The organism is Pseudomonas sp. D3-27 (genome assembly GCF_051132165.1).
In the GTDB taxonomy this organism is placed as follows: Bacteria; Pseudomonadota; Gammaproteobacteria; order Pseudomonadales; family Pseudomonadaceae; genus Aquipseudomonas.
Genome location: NZ_CP071667.1, coordinates 3,496,936 through 3,511,172, shown reverse-complemented (window position 1 = coordinate 3,511,172; position 14,237 = coordinate 3,496,936). Strand labels below are relative to the sequence as shown.

Here is a 14,237-nt window from a genome sequence, read left to right as displayed (position 1 = left end):
CTCGCTCCCACAGTTAAAACAGGAACAACACCCATGAACCGCAATGATCTACGCCGTCTCGACATGAACCTGCTAGTGATCTTCGAGGCGCTGATGTTCGAGAAGAACCTGACCCGCGTTGCCGAAAAACTGTTCATGGGCCAGCCGGCGGTGAGCGCGGCGCTTGGGCGGCTGCGGGATCTGTTCGATGACCCGCTGCTGATCCGTCATGGCCGGGGCATGGAACCGACGCCTCGGGCCCTGGCGATCCTGCAGGAATTGCAGCCGGCCATGGACACGATTTCCGGTGCGGTCAGCCGGGCCAAGGCGTTCGACCCGTCCACCAGTTGCGATGTGTTTCGCATCGGTCTGTCCGACGATGCCGAATTCGGCCTGTTTCCACCCTTGCTGAGCCAACTGCGCGAGGAAGCACCGGGCATCATCGTGGTGGTGCGCCGGGCCAATTTCCTGCTGATGTCGTCGCTGCTGGCCAGCGGTGAGATCAGCGTCGGCGTCAGCTACACCACCGATCTCCCTGCTAACGCCAAGCGCAAGAAACTGCGGGACATTCCTTGCAAGGTCTTGCGTGGCGACAAGCGCCCGGGTCCGTTGACCCTGGACGAATATTGCTCGCGGCCCCATGCGATGGTTTCGTTCTCCGGCGACCTGAGCGGCAACATCGACCTGGACCTGGCCCGCATCGGCCGGGCGCGCAAGGTCGTGCTGGCGGTGCCGCAATTCAGCGGGCTGCGCGCCTTGCTGGCCGGCACCGAGCTGATCGCCACCGTGCCGGACTATGCCGCCTGCGCACTGGTGGAAGGGTGCGCGTTACGCGCCGAAGATCCGCCGTTCGAAATCAATGCCGCCGAGTTGTCGATGGTCTGGAGCGGCGTGCATGACAACGACCCCGCCGAGCGCTGGCTGCGCTCGCGCATTGCGGCCCACATGTCCCAACCGCTGCCGGCCGCCGCTTCAACGGACCCGGCCGGAGCCCACCGATGAATACCACTGACGAAAGCCGCTTGCAGGACCTTGGCCTGCTGTTGCTGCGCCTGAGCGGCGCGCTGTTCCTGTTATGGGTGCATGGCTTGCCGAAATTGCTGAATTACAGCGCCGAGCTGACCCGCATCGAAGACCCGTTCCACCTCGGCGCGGCGACCACGCTGGTCTTGGCGATTTTTGCCGAGGTGCTGTGTCCCTTGCTGATCATGGCCGGCGTGCTGGTGCGGTTGGCGTGCCTGCCCATCCTGTTCCTGCTGGCCGTGGCGCTGCTGGTCGTGCATCCGCAGTGGAGCCTGGAAGAAGGCCAGTTCGGCTGGTTGCTGTTGATCATATTTACCAGCGTGTTCATTGCCGGCCCTGGACGTTTGGCGATGAACGCGCGCTTTGCTGGAGTGCTGCGTCATGCCTGAGTCCCAAACCCTCGGATCCACCGCGAGCCCGGCGGTACCCGGTTTCGATGAAATCGTCACCCTGGTGGTCAAGCACCGGATCAAAGCCGGGCAGAACGATGCCTATGAGGCCTGGTTGCGGCGCATCGTCACCGTGGCCGGCCAGTGGCCGGGCCATTTGGGCGTCGACGTTGTGCGGGGCAAGCAGGACGGACTGTCGTTGTTTACCTGCGTGCTGCGTTTTCGCTCCACCGAGGCCATGCAACGCTGGCTGGATTCCTCCGAGCGTCGTGAATTGGTGGCCGAGGCAGCGCCACTCTTGGCCGACGGCGACAAGATCGAGGTCGGTTCCCATAAGGAATTCTGGTTCGCCCCGCTGGCCGATGCCGCCACGCCGCCACCGCGCTGGAAGCAATCGGTGGTGACGCTGCTGGTCATCCTGCCGCACACCTTGCTGGTGCCGTTGCTCTGGGGCCCGCTGCTGCAGCTCAACGCATTTCTGTCCAACTACGTGGTCGCCACGTTTCTTATCACCGTGACCATCGTGCTCTCGGTGGTGTACGTGTGCATGCCGTTGGCGACCCGGTTGTTCGCGCCCTGGTTGGAATCCTCCAAAACCCACGAACACCTGGAGCCCGGCCATGGCCAATAACGACGACCCAACCGATCCACTGCGCCGCCAGTTGCTTGCCGCCGGATCCTTGCTCAGCGCCGCCGCCGCTTTCTGGCCGCGCCTGTCCCTTGCTTCTTCCCATTCACAAGGAAACCCGATGAACGCCGATCTGATTCTGTTCAATGGCCAATTCCACACCGTCGACCGTGAGAAGCCTCGCGCCAGCGCGGTTGCCATCAGCCAGGGCCGCTTCGTCGCCGTGGGCACCGACGCCGAGGCCATGGCCCTGCGTGGCAGCGGCACCCAGGTCATCGACCTCAAGGGCCGCACCGTCATCCCCGGCCTCAACGATTCGCACCTGCACCTGATCCGTGGTGGCTTGAACTACAACCTGGAGCTGCGCTGGGAAGGTGTGCCCTCGTTGGCCGATGCCTTGCGCATGCTCAAGGACCAGGCTGATCGCACGCCGACCCCGCAATGGGTCCGAGTGGTGGGCGGCTGGAACGAATTCCAGTTCGCCGAAAAACGCATGCCGACCCTGGAAGAACTCAACCAGGCCGCTCCCGATACGCCCGTGTTCGTGTTGCACCTCTACGATCGTGCCTTGCTCAACCGCGCCGCGCTGCGCGTGGCCGGCTACACCCGTGACACGCCGAACCCGCCGGGCGGCGAGATCGTGCGTGACAGCAGGGGGGAACCCACCGGCATGCTGGTGGCGCGCCCCAACGCGATGATCCTTTACTCGACGCTGGCGAAAGGGCCGAAACTGCCGCTGGAGTACCAAGTCAACTCCACGCGCCAGTTCATGCGCGAGCTCAATCGCCTGGGCCTGACCAGCGCCATCGACGCCGGCGGCGGCTACCAGAACTACCCGGACGACTACGAAGTCATCGAGCAGTTGGCCCGCGAGCAACAGTTGACGGTGCGCATCGCCTACAACCTGTTCACCCAGAAGCCCAAGGAAGAACTCACCGACTTCAAGAACTGGACCGGCAGCGTCAAGCTGCACCAGGGCGATGACTTTTTGCGGCACAACGGCGCCGGCGAAATGCTGGTGTTCTCTGCGGCAGACTTCGAAGACTTCCTTGAACCGCGCCCAGACCTGCCGCCGGGCATGGAACAGGACCTGGAGCCAGTGGTGCGTCACCTGGTGGAACAGCGCTGGCCATTCCGCCTGCACGCGACCTACGACGAATCCATCAGCCGCATGCTCGACGTGTTCGAGAAGGTCAACCGCGACATTCCGTTCAACGGCCTGCCGTGGTTCTTCGACCACGCCGAGACCATCACGCCGAAGAACATCGAACGCGTGCGGGCGCTGGGCGGCGGTATCGCAATCCAGGACCGCATGGCTTTCCAGGGTGAATATTTTGTCGATCGCTACGGCGCCAAAGCCGCCGAAGCCACACCGCCGATCAAGCGGATGCTCGCCGAAGGCGTGCCGGTGGGCGCTGGCACCGACGCCACTCGCGTCTCCAGCTACAACCCGTGGACCTCGTTGTACTGGATGGTCAGCGGCCGCACCGTCGGCGGCCTGTCATTGCATGAAGAAGGGTTGCCGCGCCTGACCGCGCTGGAGCTGTTTACCCACGGCAGTGCCTGGTTCTCGTCGGAGCAGGGCAAGAAAGGCCAGATCAAGGTCGGCCAACTGGCGGACCTGGCGGCCCTGAGCGCGGATTTCTTCAGCGTCGAGGAAGAAGCCATCAAGTGGATCGAATCGGTGCTGACGGTGGTGGACGGCAAGGTGGTCTACGGGGCTGGCGATTTCGAGAAACTTGGCCCAGCGAGCGTCCCGGTGTTGCCGGACTGGTCGCCGGTGGTCAAGGTCCCGGGCCACTGGCGCCCGACATCGCCCTTGCAGGCGCAAGTCCACCAGTGCAGCGGTCCTTGCACGGTGCATTCCCATAGCCACGAGCGGGCGCGCCTGTCGAACGTCCCGGTCAGCGACTTCCAGGGTTTCTGGGGCGCGTTTGGCTGTTCGTGCTTTGCCTTCTAAGTAACAACACTTTTCTCCTGTGGGAGCGAGCTTGCTCGCGATGGCGGCGCAACATTCAACATCGCCGCCGCCTGACACTCCGCCATCGCGAGCAAGCTCGCTCCCACAAGGTTTCGTAACATCCATCCCAAAGGAGTCACCCCATGAGCAACGTTCCCGCCTACAACCGTCTGAACAAAGACGACGCGGTCGTCCTGCTGGTCGATCACCAGACCGGTCTGATTTCCCTGGTCCAGGACTTCTCGCCCAACGAGTTCAAGAACAACGTGTTGGCCTTGGCCGACCTGGCGAAGTTCTTTGAACTGCCGACCATCCTGACCACCAGCTTCGAACAAGGCCCCAACGGCCCGATCGTGCCGGAACTCAAGGAAATGTTCCCGGACGCGCCGTACATCCCCCGTCCAGGTCAGATCAATGCCTGGGACAACGAAGACTTCGTCAAGGCGATCAAGGCCACCGGCCGCAAGCAACTGATCATCGCCGGCGTGGTCACGGATGTCTGCGTGGCGTTCCCCACCCTGTCGGCGCTGGCCGAAGGCTTCGACGTGTTTGTCGTCACCGACGCTTCGGGTACCTTCAACGAAACCGTGCAACAAGCCGCCTGGGTACGCATGACTGCTGCTGGCGCGCAGATGATGAACTGGTTCTCGGTGGCCTGTGAGCTGCACCGCGACTGGCGCAACGACATCGAAGGCCTGGGCAACCTGCTGTCCCAGCGCATTCCGAACTACCGCAACCTGATGAACAGCTACTCGGCACTGACGGCCAAGTAAGCTGTCCATGCTTGACGACGCCCGCTTTTGCGGGCGTTTTTGTGCCCGGCATCAGAGCCTTGCAGCTGACCCACCGCCATCGCGAGCAAGCTCGCTCCCACAGGTTTTGTGACGACTCGAACATTGTGGGAGCGAGCTTGCTCGCGATGGCGGCGGCACATTCAACAGCTAGGCAATCAGACTCACCAAGACCACAATGCCCAACTCATCCCCCTGACTGTCCACCCACGGAATGACAATGAACCCCTTCGAAGAGATGCGCATCTTTGCCCAGGTCATGGAGTCGGGCAGTTTCACCGCCGCAGCGGACAAGCTCGGGCTGTCCAAGCAATTCGTCAGCCGCAAGCTCATGGAGCTGGAGCAACGCCTGGGGGTGCGCCTGCTCAATCGCTCGACCCGTCGGCTGGATGTCACGCCGCTCGGCCAGCGCTACTACGAAGCGGCGTTGCGCCTGCTCAGCGAAGTCGAGCAAGTGGAGCAGGGTATCAGCGGCCAGACCAGCGAGCCGCGTGGGACCATTCGGCTCAGCGCGCCGTTGTCATTCGCCGTGGCGCACCTGGGCAGCCTGCTGCCGCTGTTCTTGCAACGCTACCGGGATGTCAGCGTCGAGGTGGACCTGAGCGACCGCTCGGTTGACCTTTTGGGGGAAGGCTATGACCTGGCACTGAGGATCGGCGTGCTGGAGGATTCAACGCTGATCGCCCGGCGCATCGCGAGCATCGAACGGGTGTACTGCGCCAGCCCGGCTTATCTGTCAGACAAAGGCACACCCATACGACCCGAAGACCTGCGCAATCACGACTGTTTGCCTTATGGACACAGCCGTCAGGTGCAGTGGCGTTTCGAGGGGCATGGCAAGCCGCTGGTCCTGGAAGTGGTGGGTCGGATGCGGGCCAATAACGGCGACCTGCTCAGGGACGCGGCGATTGCCGGGATGGGGATCACGTATCTGCCAACCTTCATCCTCGGCGATGCGCTAAAGGATGGTCGCCTGGTCAAGGTGCTGGAGGGGTTTGAAACCGAGCCGTTGACGCTGTCGGCGGTCTATCCGCAACATCGCCAGGCTTCGCGACCGGTGCAGGCGCTGGTGGAATTCTTGCGCGAGCAGATGATATGAAGGCCGCGACGCTTCAACCCGATCGGTGGTTGAAGCGTTCGCGGCCATGGATCAAGCGGCGAGGTTGGCGCTGCTCAGTTCTTTCTTGTACTGCGCTTTCATGGTTTCCATCTGCTCGCCCAAGGCGTCCAGCTTGGCCTTGCCCAGCACCTTCTTGGCTTGAGGGAACATTTCTTTCTCTTCTTCCTCGATGTGGTGCTCCAGCAGCTCTTTCACCACTTTGACGCGGCCCGCGAATTCAGGCTGGGAAGGGTCGGTGGCTTTCAGGTCGGGCAGCACCAGCGAATCGACGGTGCGGTGCTCTTCCTTGGCTTCGTAATACATCTCGGCTTCTTCCTTGCCGCCTTCCTGCTTGAAGGCCGGGTACAGGATTTCTTCTTCCAGGCGGGTGTGGATGGTGACTTCCATTTCCAGCTTCGCCAGTAGCTCGGTGCGTTTCTTGACCGCGCGATCAGTGGACTCACTCAATTGAGTGAGAATGGCTTTGACGCGTTCATGGTCGGCTTTCAACAGGTCGATGGCGTTCATGTGCTGCTCCTCGGTCATTCACGGATGCGGGCCGGCTTCGAGCGCCGACGCCACGTAACATGACAGGTGCATCCGTCGTGCCAGCCGAGCCGCTTTATTAATTACTTAAAAATCAGTGGCTTATCTTTTTTGCCAGTTTCGCTATCGTGCAGGCTGCAAGAGTCACCATCAAAACGCGTTGCACTTTGCGCTGCCAAGGCCGTCAGCCGTTGTCGATCGATTGCCTGACCCGTTCCGCCAGTGCCAGGCAGGACGTCAGCCCCGGGGATTCGATACCGAACAGGTTGATCAGCCCCGGCACCTTGTGCTCGGTTTCAGCGCTGATAAGAAAGTCCCGGGCCGGTTCCCCCGGGGCGGAGATTTTCGGGCGAATGCCGCTGTAGGCGGGTTGCAGGCTCCGGTCGGGCAAGCCCGGCCAGTAGTTTCGAATGGCCTGGTAGAACGCTTCGGCCCGGGCCGGATCCACTCGGTAGTCTTCTGCTTCGACCCATTCGGTGTCAGGACCGAAACGCGCCTGGCCCGCCAGATCGAGCGTCATATGAATGCCCAGGCCAGCGGCTTCTGGCGCCGGATAGACCAAATGGCGGAATGGTGCCCGCCCGGCCAGTTGGAAGTAGTTGCCCTTGCACAGGTAACCATCGGGAATCCACTGCCGGTCCAGACCCTCGATCCGGCGGGCGAGGGCAGGGGCCTGGAGGCCGGCGGCGTTGATCAGGCGGCGGCACGACAACGTCATCTGCGCCGTGCCGCCCAATGTCAGGCTGAAGCCCTCGTCGACAACACGAGCCTCTAGCAAGGGCGTGCGAAACACCACGTTGGCGCCCGCCGCCTCGGCATCCCCCTGCAATGCCAACATCAAGGCGTGGGCGTCGACGATACCGGTAGAGGGCGAGTACAGCGCGCCAACACAGGACAGCTCCGGCTCCAGCGCCTGTGCCTGCTTTTTATCGAGCAGGCGCAGGTCGTCCACGCCGTTGAGCAGGCCGCGCGCCAGAAGCTTTTCAAACTCGGCCAGTTGTGCCTGATCCTTCGCCACGATCAGTTTGCCGAGCCGGCGAGTCTGGACGCCGTGGCTGGCGCAGTAGTCATACAGCCGTCGCCGGCCTTCGACACACAGCTGCGCCTTGAGGCTGCCGGGCGGGTAATACAGCCCGGCATGGATCACTTCCGAATTGCGCGAGCTGATACCCGCGCCGATGGCATCGCCTGCTTCGATCACCAGCACTTCATGCCCGGCCTGCGCCATCTCCCGCGCCACGGCCAGGCCGACGACGCCTGCGCCGACGACCATGCAATCTATATCCACATTCAACGCTGGATCTCCTTCAAAGGCACGATAGCGCTTGAGCATAGTCCCTTCTGCGGGAGTGCAGCTGTGACAGAGAGCTTGCTCCCGCTGGGCTGCGCCGGTAGACGCTGTGTAGGAGCGGTGTAGGAGCCAGCTCCTACAGAATCGAGCGGGAGCAAGCTCCCCCGCCACGGTTCTCGCAAATTCAAACTTGCATCCCAAAAAAAATGCCCGCATCTCACGATACGGGCATTTTGTCATCGATGACGCTTCAGCTATCAGCCGGTCAGACCAGCCTGCTGAACCAGGGTCAGCAACGGCTGCGGGTACACACCCAGGAAGAACGCCAATACGGCGATGGCCAGCAGCATGACGCCGCCTGCCTTTTGTTCCCAGTGCAACTCGGCATCGTGGCGACGCAGGTTCGGTTCCATCAGGTACAGGGTGACCATGACGCGCAGGTAGTAGAACACGCCGATGGCACTGCCCAGCACCAGGGAGCCGACCAGCCACCATTGGTGAGCCTCGACGCCGGTGGCAATGATGTAGAACTTGCCGATGAAGCCGGCGGTCAGCGGGATGCCGGCCAGGGACAGCATCATCACGGTCAGCACGGCGGTCAGGTACGGACGGCGCCAGAACAGGCCACGGTATTCGTACAGGGCATCGGCGTCGCGGCCGTTGTACGGCGAGGACATCAGAGTGATCACGCCGAAAGCGCCGAGGCTGGTGATCACGTAGGTGACCAGGTATACGCCGATGGCTTCCACGGCCAGGCCCTTGCTGGCGATCAGAGCGATCAGCAGGTAGCCGAAGTGGGCGATGGACGAGTAACCCAGCAGACGCTTGAGGTTGCTCTGAGTCAGCGCCAGCAGGTTACCGAACAGGATCGACGCGATGGCGATGATGGTCAGCACGTTACTCAACACGCCGCTGCTGGCCACTGGCGAGATCTGGAACAGACGCACCATGACCGCGAACACCGCCACCTTCGATGCGGTGGCGAGGAACGCCGCCACGGGCGCCGGGGCGCCTTCGTAGACGTCCGGGGTCCAGAGGTGGAACGGAACCAGCGACAGCTTGAACGCCAGGCCGATCAGCATCATGCCCAGGCCCAGTTGAGCGATCGGGCTAGGCAGGCCGGTGGCCGCCAGGGCCTGGCCGATACCGACGAAGCTCAGGGTGCCGGCTTCAGCGTAAAGCAGGGCCATGCCGAACAACAGGAACGCGGAACCGGCGGCCGACAACACCATGTACTTGATGCCGGCTTCCAGGGAGCGCTTGTTGAAGAAGGCGTAGGCCACCAGGCCATAGACCGGCACCGACAGCAGTTCCAGGCCGATGAACAGGCTCGCCAGGTGCTGTGCGCTGACCAGGACCAGGCCACCGGCGGCGGCCATCAGGATCAGCAGGTACAGTTCTTCGCGGTTGCCCGGGTAACCCGAACCCCCATCACCCAGATAGGCGTGGGCGAGGGTGACGCAGGCGAGGGTGGCGACCAGGATCAGCGCCATATACAGGCAGGCGAAGCTGTCGATCTGTATCAGTGGCGTGACCGCCAGGGGCGCGACTTTCAGGGCCGGCAGGATCGACAGCAGGGCCAGGTTCAGCCCCGCCACCGACAGCAGGAAGGTTTGTGCGTGATTGCGGCGCCAGGCGATCGCCAGCATCACCACGATGATCGTGGCGCTGGTGATCAACAGCGGCGCAAGCGCGATAAAGTGTTGAATCGTGAATTCCATAGCGCTCTTACCGGGCCGAAGCGAGTTGAGAGAAGGCGGTGCCGAGCCACTGCTGCACGCCATGCATCGTGGCGGCGGAAGTGTCGAGGAATGGCTGCGGATAGACGCCGAGGTAAACCAGCAGCACCGCAAGGCCAAGCACCATGATCAGTTCGCGACCGTCCATGCCGCGCAGCACTTCATCGGACTTGGCCGGACCGAAGTAGGCGCGGTGGATCATGATCAGCGAGTAGACCGAACCGAACACCAGGCCGGACGTGGCAATCGCGGTGATCCATGGCGCGCTGACGAACGAGCCGATCAGGATCAGGAACTCGCCGACGAAGTTGCCGGTGCCTGGCAGGCCCAGGGAAGCGGCTGCGAAGAACAGGCTGATGGCCGGCAGGTAGGCGATGCGCGACCAGATGCCGCCCATTTCACGCATGTCCCGGGTATGCAGGCGCTCGTACAACTGGCCGCTGAGGATAAACAGCGCCGCAGCCGACAGGCCGTGGGCCAGCATCTGGATCACCGCGCCTTGCAGGGCCAACTGGCTACCGGAGTAGATCCCGATCAGCACGAAGCCCATGTGCGAAACGCTGGAGAACGCGATCAGGCGCTTGATGTCGGTCTGGGCGAAGGCCAGGAACGCACCGTAGAAAATACCGATCAGGCCAAGGGTCATGGCGATCGGCGCAAACTCGGCCGAGGCGTTCGGGAACAGCGGCAAGGCAAAGCGCAGCAGGCCGTAAGCCGCTGTCTTCAACAAGATACCGGCCAGGTCCACGGAACCGGCCGTCGGCGCCTGGGCGTGGGCGTCGGGCAGCCAGGAGTGGAATGGCACCACCGGCAGCTTCACCGCGAAGGCGATGAAGAAGCCCAGCATCAGCACGTACTCGGTGGTCTTGGACATCTGCACTTTCAACAGGTCGGCGTAGTTGAAAGTAATCACGCCAGTGTTATTGAAGTTCACCAGAACCAGGCCAAGGATCGCCACCAACATGATCAGGCCGGAAGCCTGGGTGAAGATGAAGAACTTGGTCGCTGCGTAGATCCGGGTCTTCTTGCCGTCCGAAGAACTGTGACCCCAGAGCGCGATGAGGAAATACATCGGCACCAGCATCATTTCCCAGAAGAAGAAGAACATGAACAGGTCCAGCGCCAGGAACACGCCGACGACACCGCCCAGGATCCACATCAGGTTCAGGTGGAAGAAACCGACGTGACGCTGAATCTCTTTCCAGGAGCAGAGCACCGAGAGAATACCCAGCAAGCCGGTCAGCAGGATCATCAGCAGCGACAGGCCGTCGAGGGCCAGGTGCACGCTGATGCCGAAGCGCTCGATCCAGGCGTGCTTGAATTCAAGTGCCCAGGTCGGATCGGCGCCAGGGGCCGGTGCGAATGAATAGTCGCCGGTCGCCCACAGCCAGAGGCCGAGCGCGAGTTCCAGGGACATGGTCAGCAGCGCAATCCAGCGCGGGAGGGTAGAGCTGGAACGCTCCGCCATCCAGCACAGCAGGCCGCCGATGAAGGGGATCAGGATTAGCCAGGGCAGAATCATGACGGGCTCGTTTCCTTTCGCAAGTTCGCAAGGTTCATATCAGACCGCTACCAGCACGATGGCGCCGATAACCAGCACGGCGCCAGCCGCCATGGAAGCCGCATACCAACGCAGTTGACCGGTCTCGGTACGGCTCAGGGCAGTGTGGCCACCCTTTGCCATGCGCGGGATCAGGCCAATGGTCTGGTCGAGCGGGTCTTTGCGCAGAATGTGGCTGATCGCAAGGTATGGCTTGACGAACAGTTTGTCGTAGATCCAATCGAAGCCCCAGGCGGCGAACCACCAGGCCGAGAGGAAACGCCCGATGCCGCTGTTGGCGATGGCCGTGACGAAGCGACGCTTGCCGAGGAACAGCAGGGCAGCCAGCAGGATACCCGCCAGGGCGATGGCGCCCGAGGCAATCTCAAGGCTGTGCTTGGCTTCGCCGCCGGCATGGCCGACGCTTTGCGGCAGCACATCGGCCAGCGGTGGGGTGATCATGGCGCCGACGAAGGTCGACAGCACGATCAGCACCGACAGCGGCAGCCAGTGGGCAATGCCGTGGCCGGCGTGGGCTTCGGTCTTGGCTTCACCGTGGAATGCGATGAAGATCAGGCGGAAGGTGTACAGCGAGGTCATGAACGCACCCACCAGGCCGGCATAAAGCAGACCCTGGTTACCGCTGGCGAACGCTTCCCAGAGGATCTCGTCCTTGGAGTAGAAGCCGGCGGTGACCAATGGCAGGGCCGCCAGGGCCGCGCCACCGACGATGAAGCTGGCATAGGCCAACGGCAGTTTCTTCCACAGGCCGCCCATCTTGAAGATGTTCTGCTCGTGGTGGCAGGCAACGATCACCGCACCGGAGGCAAGGAACAGCAGGGCCTTGAAGAAGGCGTGGGTCATCAGGTGGAAGATCGCGCCTTCCCAGGCACCGACGCCCAGGGCCAGGAACATGTAGCCGATCTGGCTCATGGTCGAGTAGGCGAGGATGCGCTTGATGTCGGTCTGTACCAGCGCGGCAAAACCGGCCAGCACCAGGGTCACGCCGCCAACCAGGCCGACCAGGTGCAGGATGTCCGGCGCCAGGGCGAACAGGCCGTGGGTACGGGCGATCAGGTAGACACCGGCGGTGACCATGGTCGCCGCGTGGATCAGTGCCGAAACCGGCGTCGGGCCCGCCATCGCGTCCGCCAACCAGGTCTGCAGCGGCAGTTGCGCGGATTTGCCGACAGCGCCGCCCAGCAGCATCAGGGTCGCCAGGACGATCCAGAAGTCGCCGGCCTTGAAGTGCTCGGGCGCCTTGACCAGCAATTCCTGGATATTCAGCGTGCCCAGCTGCTGGAACAGGATGAACAGGCCGATGGCCATGAACACGTCGCCGATGCGGGTCACGATGAAGGCCTTGAGCGCGGCGTTACCGTTGTTGCGGTTGCTGTAGTAGAAACCGATCAACAGGTACGAGCACAGGCCCACGCCTTCCCAGCCGAAGTACAGGAACAACAGGTTATCGCCGAGCACCAGGAACAGCATGCTGGCGATGAACAGGTTGGTGTAGGCGAAGAAGCGCGAGTAACCGGCTTCACCGCGCATGTACCACGAGGCGAACAGGTGGATCAGGAAACCCACGCCGACCACCACGCCGAGCATGGTCACCGACAGGCCGTCCAGGTAAAGGGCGAAGTTCGGCGTGAAGCCTTCCACCGCCATCCACTGCCACAGCACCTGCACGTACGCGCCACCTTCCGGCGGGGCGACGTTGAATTGCCAGATCACATACGCGGTAACGATGGCAGACAGGCCGATGGAGCCCACGCCAACCAGCGCCGAAAGGTTTTCCGACCAGCGTCCACGGGAGAACGACAGCAGCAGGAAACCGATGAGGGGAAATATGAAAGTCAGGAAAAGAAGGTTCATCCGCGCATCTCGCTGGCAGCGTCAATATCGAGAGTGTGGAAGCGGCGATACAGCTGCAACAGGATCGCCAGGCCAATACTGGCCTCGGCGGCTGCCAGGCTGATCACCAGGATGAACATGATCTGTCCATCCGGTTGCGCCCAGCGAGCGCCCGCAACGATGAAGGCCAGGGCGGAGGCATTCATCATCACCTCCAGGCTCATCAGCACGAACAGAATGTTGCGGCGGACCATCAGGCCGACCAGACCGAGACAGAACAGGATGCCGGCAACCGCCAGACCATGCTCGAGAGGGATAGCAGGCATGTGATTACTCCTTCGCCTCATTACGGCCCAAATGGAACGCCGTGACGACTGCGGCAAGCAGCAGCATCGAGGCGAGTTCGACCACCAGCAGATACGGGCCGAACAGGCTGATGCCCACGGCCTTGGCGTCTACGGTGGTGTGGCCGATGGCCTGGCCGCTCTGGTGGGCGAACAGCACATACAACAGTTCTCCCAGCAGCAGGGCGGCGAGAATCACCGGCCCCGCCCAGATGCCAGGCTTGAGCCAGGCGCGTTCCTGTTGGATCGCCGCCGGGCCGAGGTTGAGCATCATCACCACGAACACGAACAGCACCATGATGGCGCCGGCGTAAGCGATCACTTCCAAGGCACCGGCGAACGGCGCGCCGAGGGCGAAGAAGGTCATGGCCACGGCGATCAGCGAAATGATCAGGTAGAGCAGGGCGTGCACGGGGTTGGTGTTGGTGACCACACGAAGCGTGGACACCACCGCGATACCCGATGCGAAATAGAAAGCGAATTCCATCTTTCTTCCTTAAGGCAGCAAGCTCTTCACGTTGATCGGTTCGGCTTCGTTCTGCGCGGCGCCTTTCGGCTTGCCGGCAATGGCCATACCTGCAACACGATAGAAGTTGTAATCAGGGTTTTTACCGGGACCGGAAATCAGCAGGTCTTCTTTCTCGTACACCAGGTCCTGACGCTTGAAGTCAGCCATTTCGAAATCCGGCGTGAGCTGGATCGCGGTGGTCGGGCACGCTTCCTCGCACAAACCGCAGAAGATGCAGCGCGAGAAGTTGATGCGGAAAAAGTCCGGGTACCAGCGACCGTCTTCGGTCTCGGCTTTCTGCAGCGAGATGCAGCCTACCGGGCACGCCACGGCGCACAGGTTGCAGGCCACGCAGCGCTCTTCGCCGTCAGGGTCGCGGGTCAGGACGATGCGCCCGCGATAACGCGGCGCCAGGTAGACCTGTTCTTCCGGGTATTGCAGGGTGTCGCGCTTGCGAAAGCCATGGCCGAAGATCATGACCAGGCTTCGCAGTTGGGTACCGGTACCCTTAACGATGTCGCCAATATATTTGAACATGGGTCAAAT

At 62.3% G+C, this 14,237-nt stretch carries 14 protein-coding genes; 6 read left to right on the top strand and 8 right to left on the bottom strand.

Features of this window, described 5'->3' with window-relative positions; all coding sequences use genetic code 11:
- Nucleotides 1–33: 33 nt before the first annotated feature.
- The 6 genes from J3P92_RS15760 (at nt 34) to J3P92_RS15735 (ending at nt 5,869) form a co-directional block, all read left to right on the top strand.
- Nucleotides 34–981, top strand: a complete 948-nt coding sequence (locus J3P92_RS15760) for a LysR family transcriptional regulator (RefSeq protein WP_434559605.1) — start codon at nt 34–36, stop codon at nt 979–981.
- Nucleotides 978–1,391, top strand: a complete 414-nt coding sequence (locus J3P92_RS15755; protein ID WP_434648160.1) for a DoxX family protein — start codon at nt 978–980, stop codon at nt 1,389–1,391. Before J3P92_RS15760 ends, J3P92_RS15755 begins: the two co-directional genes overlap by 4 nt.
- Nucleotides 1,384–2,022: an antibiotic biosynthesis monooxygenase gene (locus J3P92_RS15750; RefSeq protein ID WP_434606563.1), complete on the top strand. Its 639-nt coding sequence runs from the start codon at nt 1,384–1,386 to the stop codon at nt 2,020–2,022. The genes J3P92_RS15755 and J3P92_RS15750 overlap by 8 nt, the downstream gene beginning before the upstream one ends.
- A gap of 118 nt (nt 2,023–2,140) precedes the next feature.
- Complete coding sequence (locus tag J3P92_RS15745; RefSeq protein WP_434564125.1) at nt 2,141–3,979, top strand: amidohydrolase; 1,839 nt, start codon at nt 2,141–2,143, stop codon at nt 3,977–3,979.
- 143 nt (nt 3,980–4,122) lie between these two features.
- A complete protein-coding gene (gene ycaC / locus J3P92_RS15740; protein ID WP_014337664.1) occupies nt 4,123–4,752 on the top strand; it encodes an isochorismate family cysteine hydrolase YcaC in 630 nt (209 codons plus the stop codon).
- A 238-nt stretch (nt 4,753–4,990) separates the two neighbouring features.
- Nucleotides 4,991–5,869 carry a LysR family transcriptional regulator gene (locus tag J3P92_RS15735; RefSeq protein WP_434648158.1) on the top strand — a complete coding sequence of 293 codons (879 nt, stop codon included), beginning with the start codon at nt 4,991–4,993 and terminating at the stop codon, nt 5,867–5,869.
- A gap of 51 nt (nt 5,870–5,920) precedes the next feature.
- Here J3P92_RS15735 and J3P92_RS15730 read toward each other — a convergent pair whose 3' ends face one another.
- The 8 genes from J3P92_RS15730 to nuoI form a co-directional block, all read right to left on the bottom strand.
- A complete protein-coding gene (locus tag J3P92_RS15730; protein ID WP_420765859.1) occupies nt 5,921–6,397 on the bottom strand; it encodes a hemerythrin domain-containing protein in 477 nt (158 codons plus the stop codon).
- A 202-nt stretch (nt 6,398–6,599) separates the two neighbouring features.
- The gene (locus J3P92_RS15725) at nt 6,600–7,709 is read right to left on the bottom strand and encodes an NAD(P)/FAD-dependent oxidoreductase (RefSeq protein ID WP_434648155.1); all 1,110 of its coding nucleotides are present in this window, start codon (nt 7,707–7,709) and stop codon (nt 6,600–6,602) included.
- Between the two features lie 254 nt (nt 7,710–7,963).
- The gene (gene nuoN, locus J3P92_RS15720; RefSeq protein WP_186609337.1) at nt 7,964–9,427 is read right to left on the bottom strand and encodes an NADH-quinone oxidoreductase subunit NuoN; all 1,464 of its coding nucleotides are present in this window, start codon (nt 9,425–9,427) and stop codon (nt 7,964–7,966) included.
- A 7-nt stretch (nt 9,428–9,434) separates the two neighbouring features.
- On the bottom strand, nt 9,435–10,967 hold the full coding sequence (nuoM, locus tag J3P92_RS15715; RefSeq protein ID WP_434648153.1) for an NADH-quinone oxidoreductase subunit M: 1,533 nt from the start codon (nt 10,965–10,967) through the stop codon (nt 9,435–9,437).
- Between the two features lie 39 nt (nt 10,968–11,006).
- Entirely contained in the window at nt 11,007–12,860 is a 1,854-nt protein-coding gene (nuoL, locus tag J3P92_RS15710; protein WP_420765863.1) for an NADH-quinone oxidoreductase subunit L, read from the bottom strand.
- On the bottom strand, nt 12,857–13,165 hold the full coding sequence (gene nuoK, locus J3P92_RS15705; RefSeq protein ID WP_003180046.1) for an NADH-quinone oxidoreductase subunit NuoK: 309 nt from the start codon (nt 13,163–13,165) through the stop codon (nt 12,857–12,859). The genes nuoL and nuoK overlap by 4 nt, the downstream gene beginning before the upstream one ends.
- A gap of 4 nt (nt 13,166–13,169) precedes the next feature.
- On the bottom strand, nt 13,170–13,670 hold the full coding sequence (nuoJ, locus tag J3P92_RS15700; RefSeq protein ID WP_186609331.1) for an NADH-quinone oxidoreductase subunit J: 501 nt from the start codon (nt 13,668–13,670) through the stop codon (nt 13,170–13,172).
- Nucleotides 13,671–13,679: 9 nt separating this feature from the next.
- Complete coding sequence (gene nuoI, locus J3P92_RS15695) at nt 13,680–14,228, bottom strand: NADH-quinone oxidoreductase subunit NuoI (RefSeq protein WP_215005602.1); 549 nt, start codon at nt 14,226–14,228, stop codon at nt 13,680–13,682.
- Between the last annotated feature and the right edge of the window lie 9 nt (nt 14,229–14,237).

Coding starts and splice junctions, on each gene's coding strand:
- nuoJ (WP_186609331.1), bottom strand. CDS start 13,670: ATGGAATTCGCTTTCTATTTCGCATCGGGTATCGCGGTGGTGTCCACG.
- J3P92_RS15750 (WP_434606563.1), top strand. CDS start 1,384: ATGCCTGAGTCCCAAACCCTCGGATCCACCGCGAGCCCGGCGGTACCC.
- nuoN (WP_186609337.1), bottom strand. CDS start 9,427: ATGGAATTCACGATTCAACACTTTATCGCGCTTGCGCCGCTGTTGATC.
- ycaC (WP_014337664.1), top strand. CDS start 4,123: ATGAGCAACGTTCCCGCCTACAACCGTCTGAACAAAGACGACGCGGTC.
- nuoI (WP_215005602.1), bottom strand. CDS start 14,228: ATGTTCAAATATATTGGCGACATCGTTAAGGGTACCGGTACCCAACTG.
- J3P92_RS15735 (WP_434648158.1), top strand. CDS start 4,991: ATGAACCCCTTCGAAGAGATGCGCATCTTTGCCCAGGTCATGGAGTCG.
- J3P92_RS15730 (WP_420765859.1), bottom strand. CDS start 6,397: ATGAACGCCATCGACCTGTTGAAAGCCGACCATGAACGCGTCAAAGCC.
- J3P92_RS15760 (WP_434559605.1), top strand. CDS start 34: ATGAACCGCAATGATCTACGCCGTCTCGACATGAACCTGCTAGTGATC.
- nuoM (WP_434648153.1), bottom strand. CDS start 10,967: ATGATTCTGCCCTGGCTAATCCTGATCCCCTTCATCGGCGGCCTGCTG.
- nuoK (WP_003180046.1), bottom strand. CDS start 13,165: ATGCCTGCTATCCCTCTCGAGCATGGTCTGGCGGTTGCCGGCATCCTG.
- J3P92_RS15745 (WP_434564125.1), top strand. CDS start 2,141: ATGAACGCCGATCTGATTCTGTTCAATGGCCAATTCCACACCGTCGAC.
- nuoL (WP_420765863.1), bottom strand. CDS start 12,860: ATGAACCTTCTTTTCCTGACTTTCATATTTCCCCTCATCGGTTTCCTG.
- J3P92_RS15755 (WP_434648160.1), top strand. CDS start 978: ATGAATACCACTGACGAAAGCCGCTTGCAGGACCTTGGCCTGCTGTTG.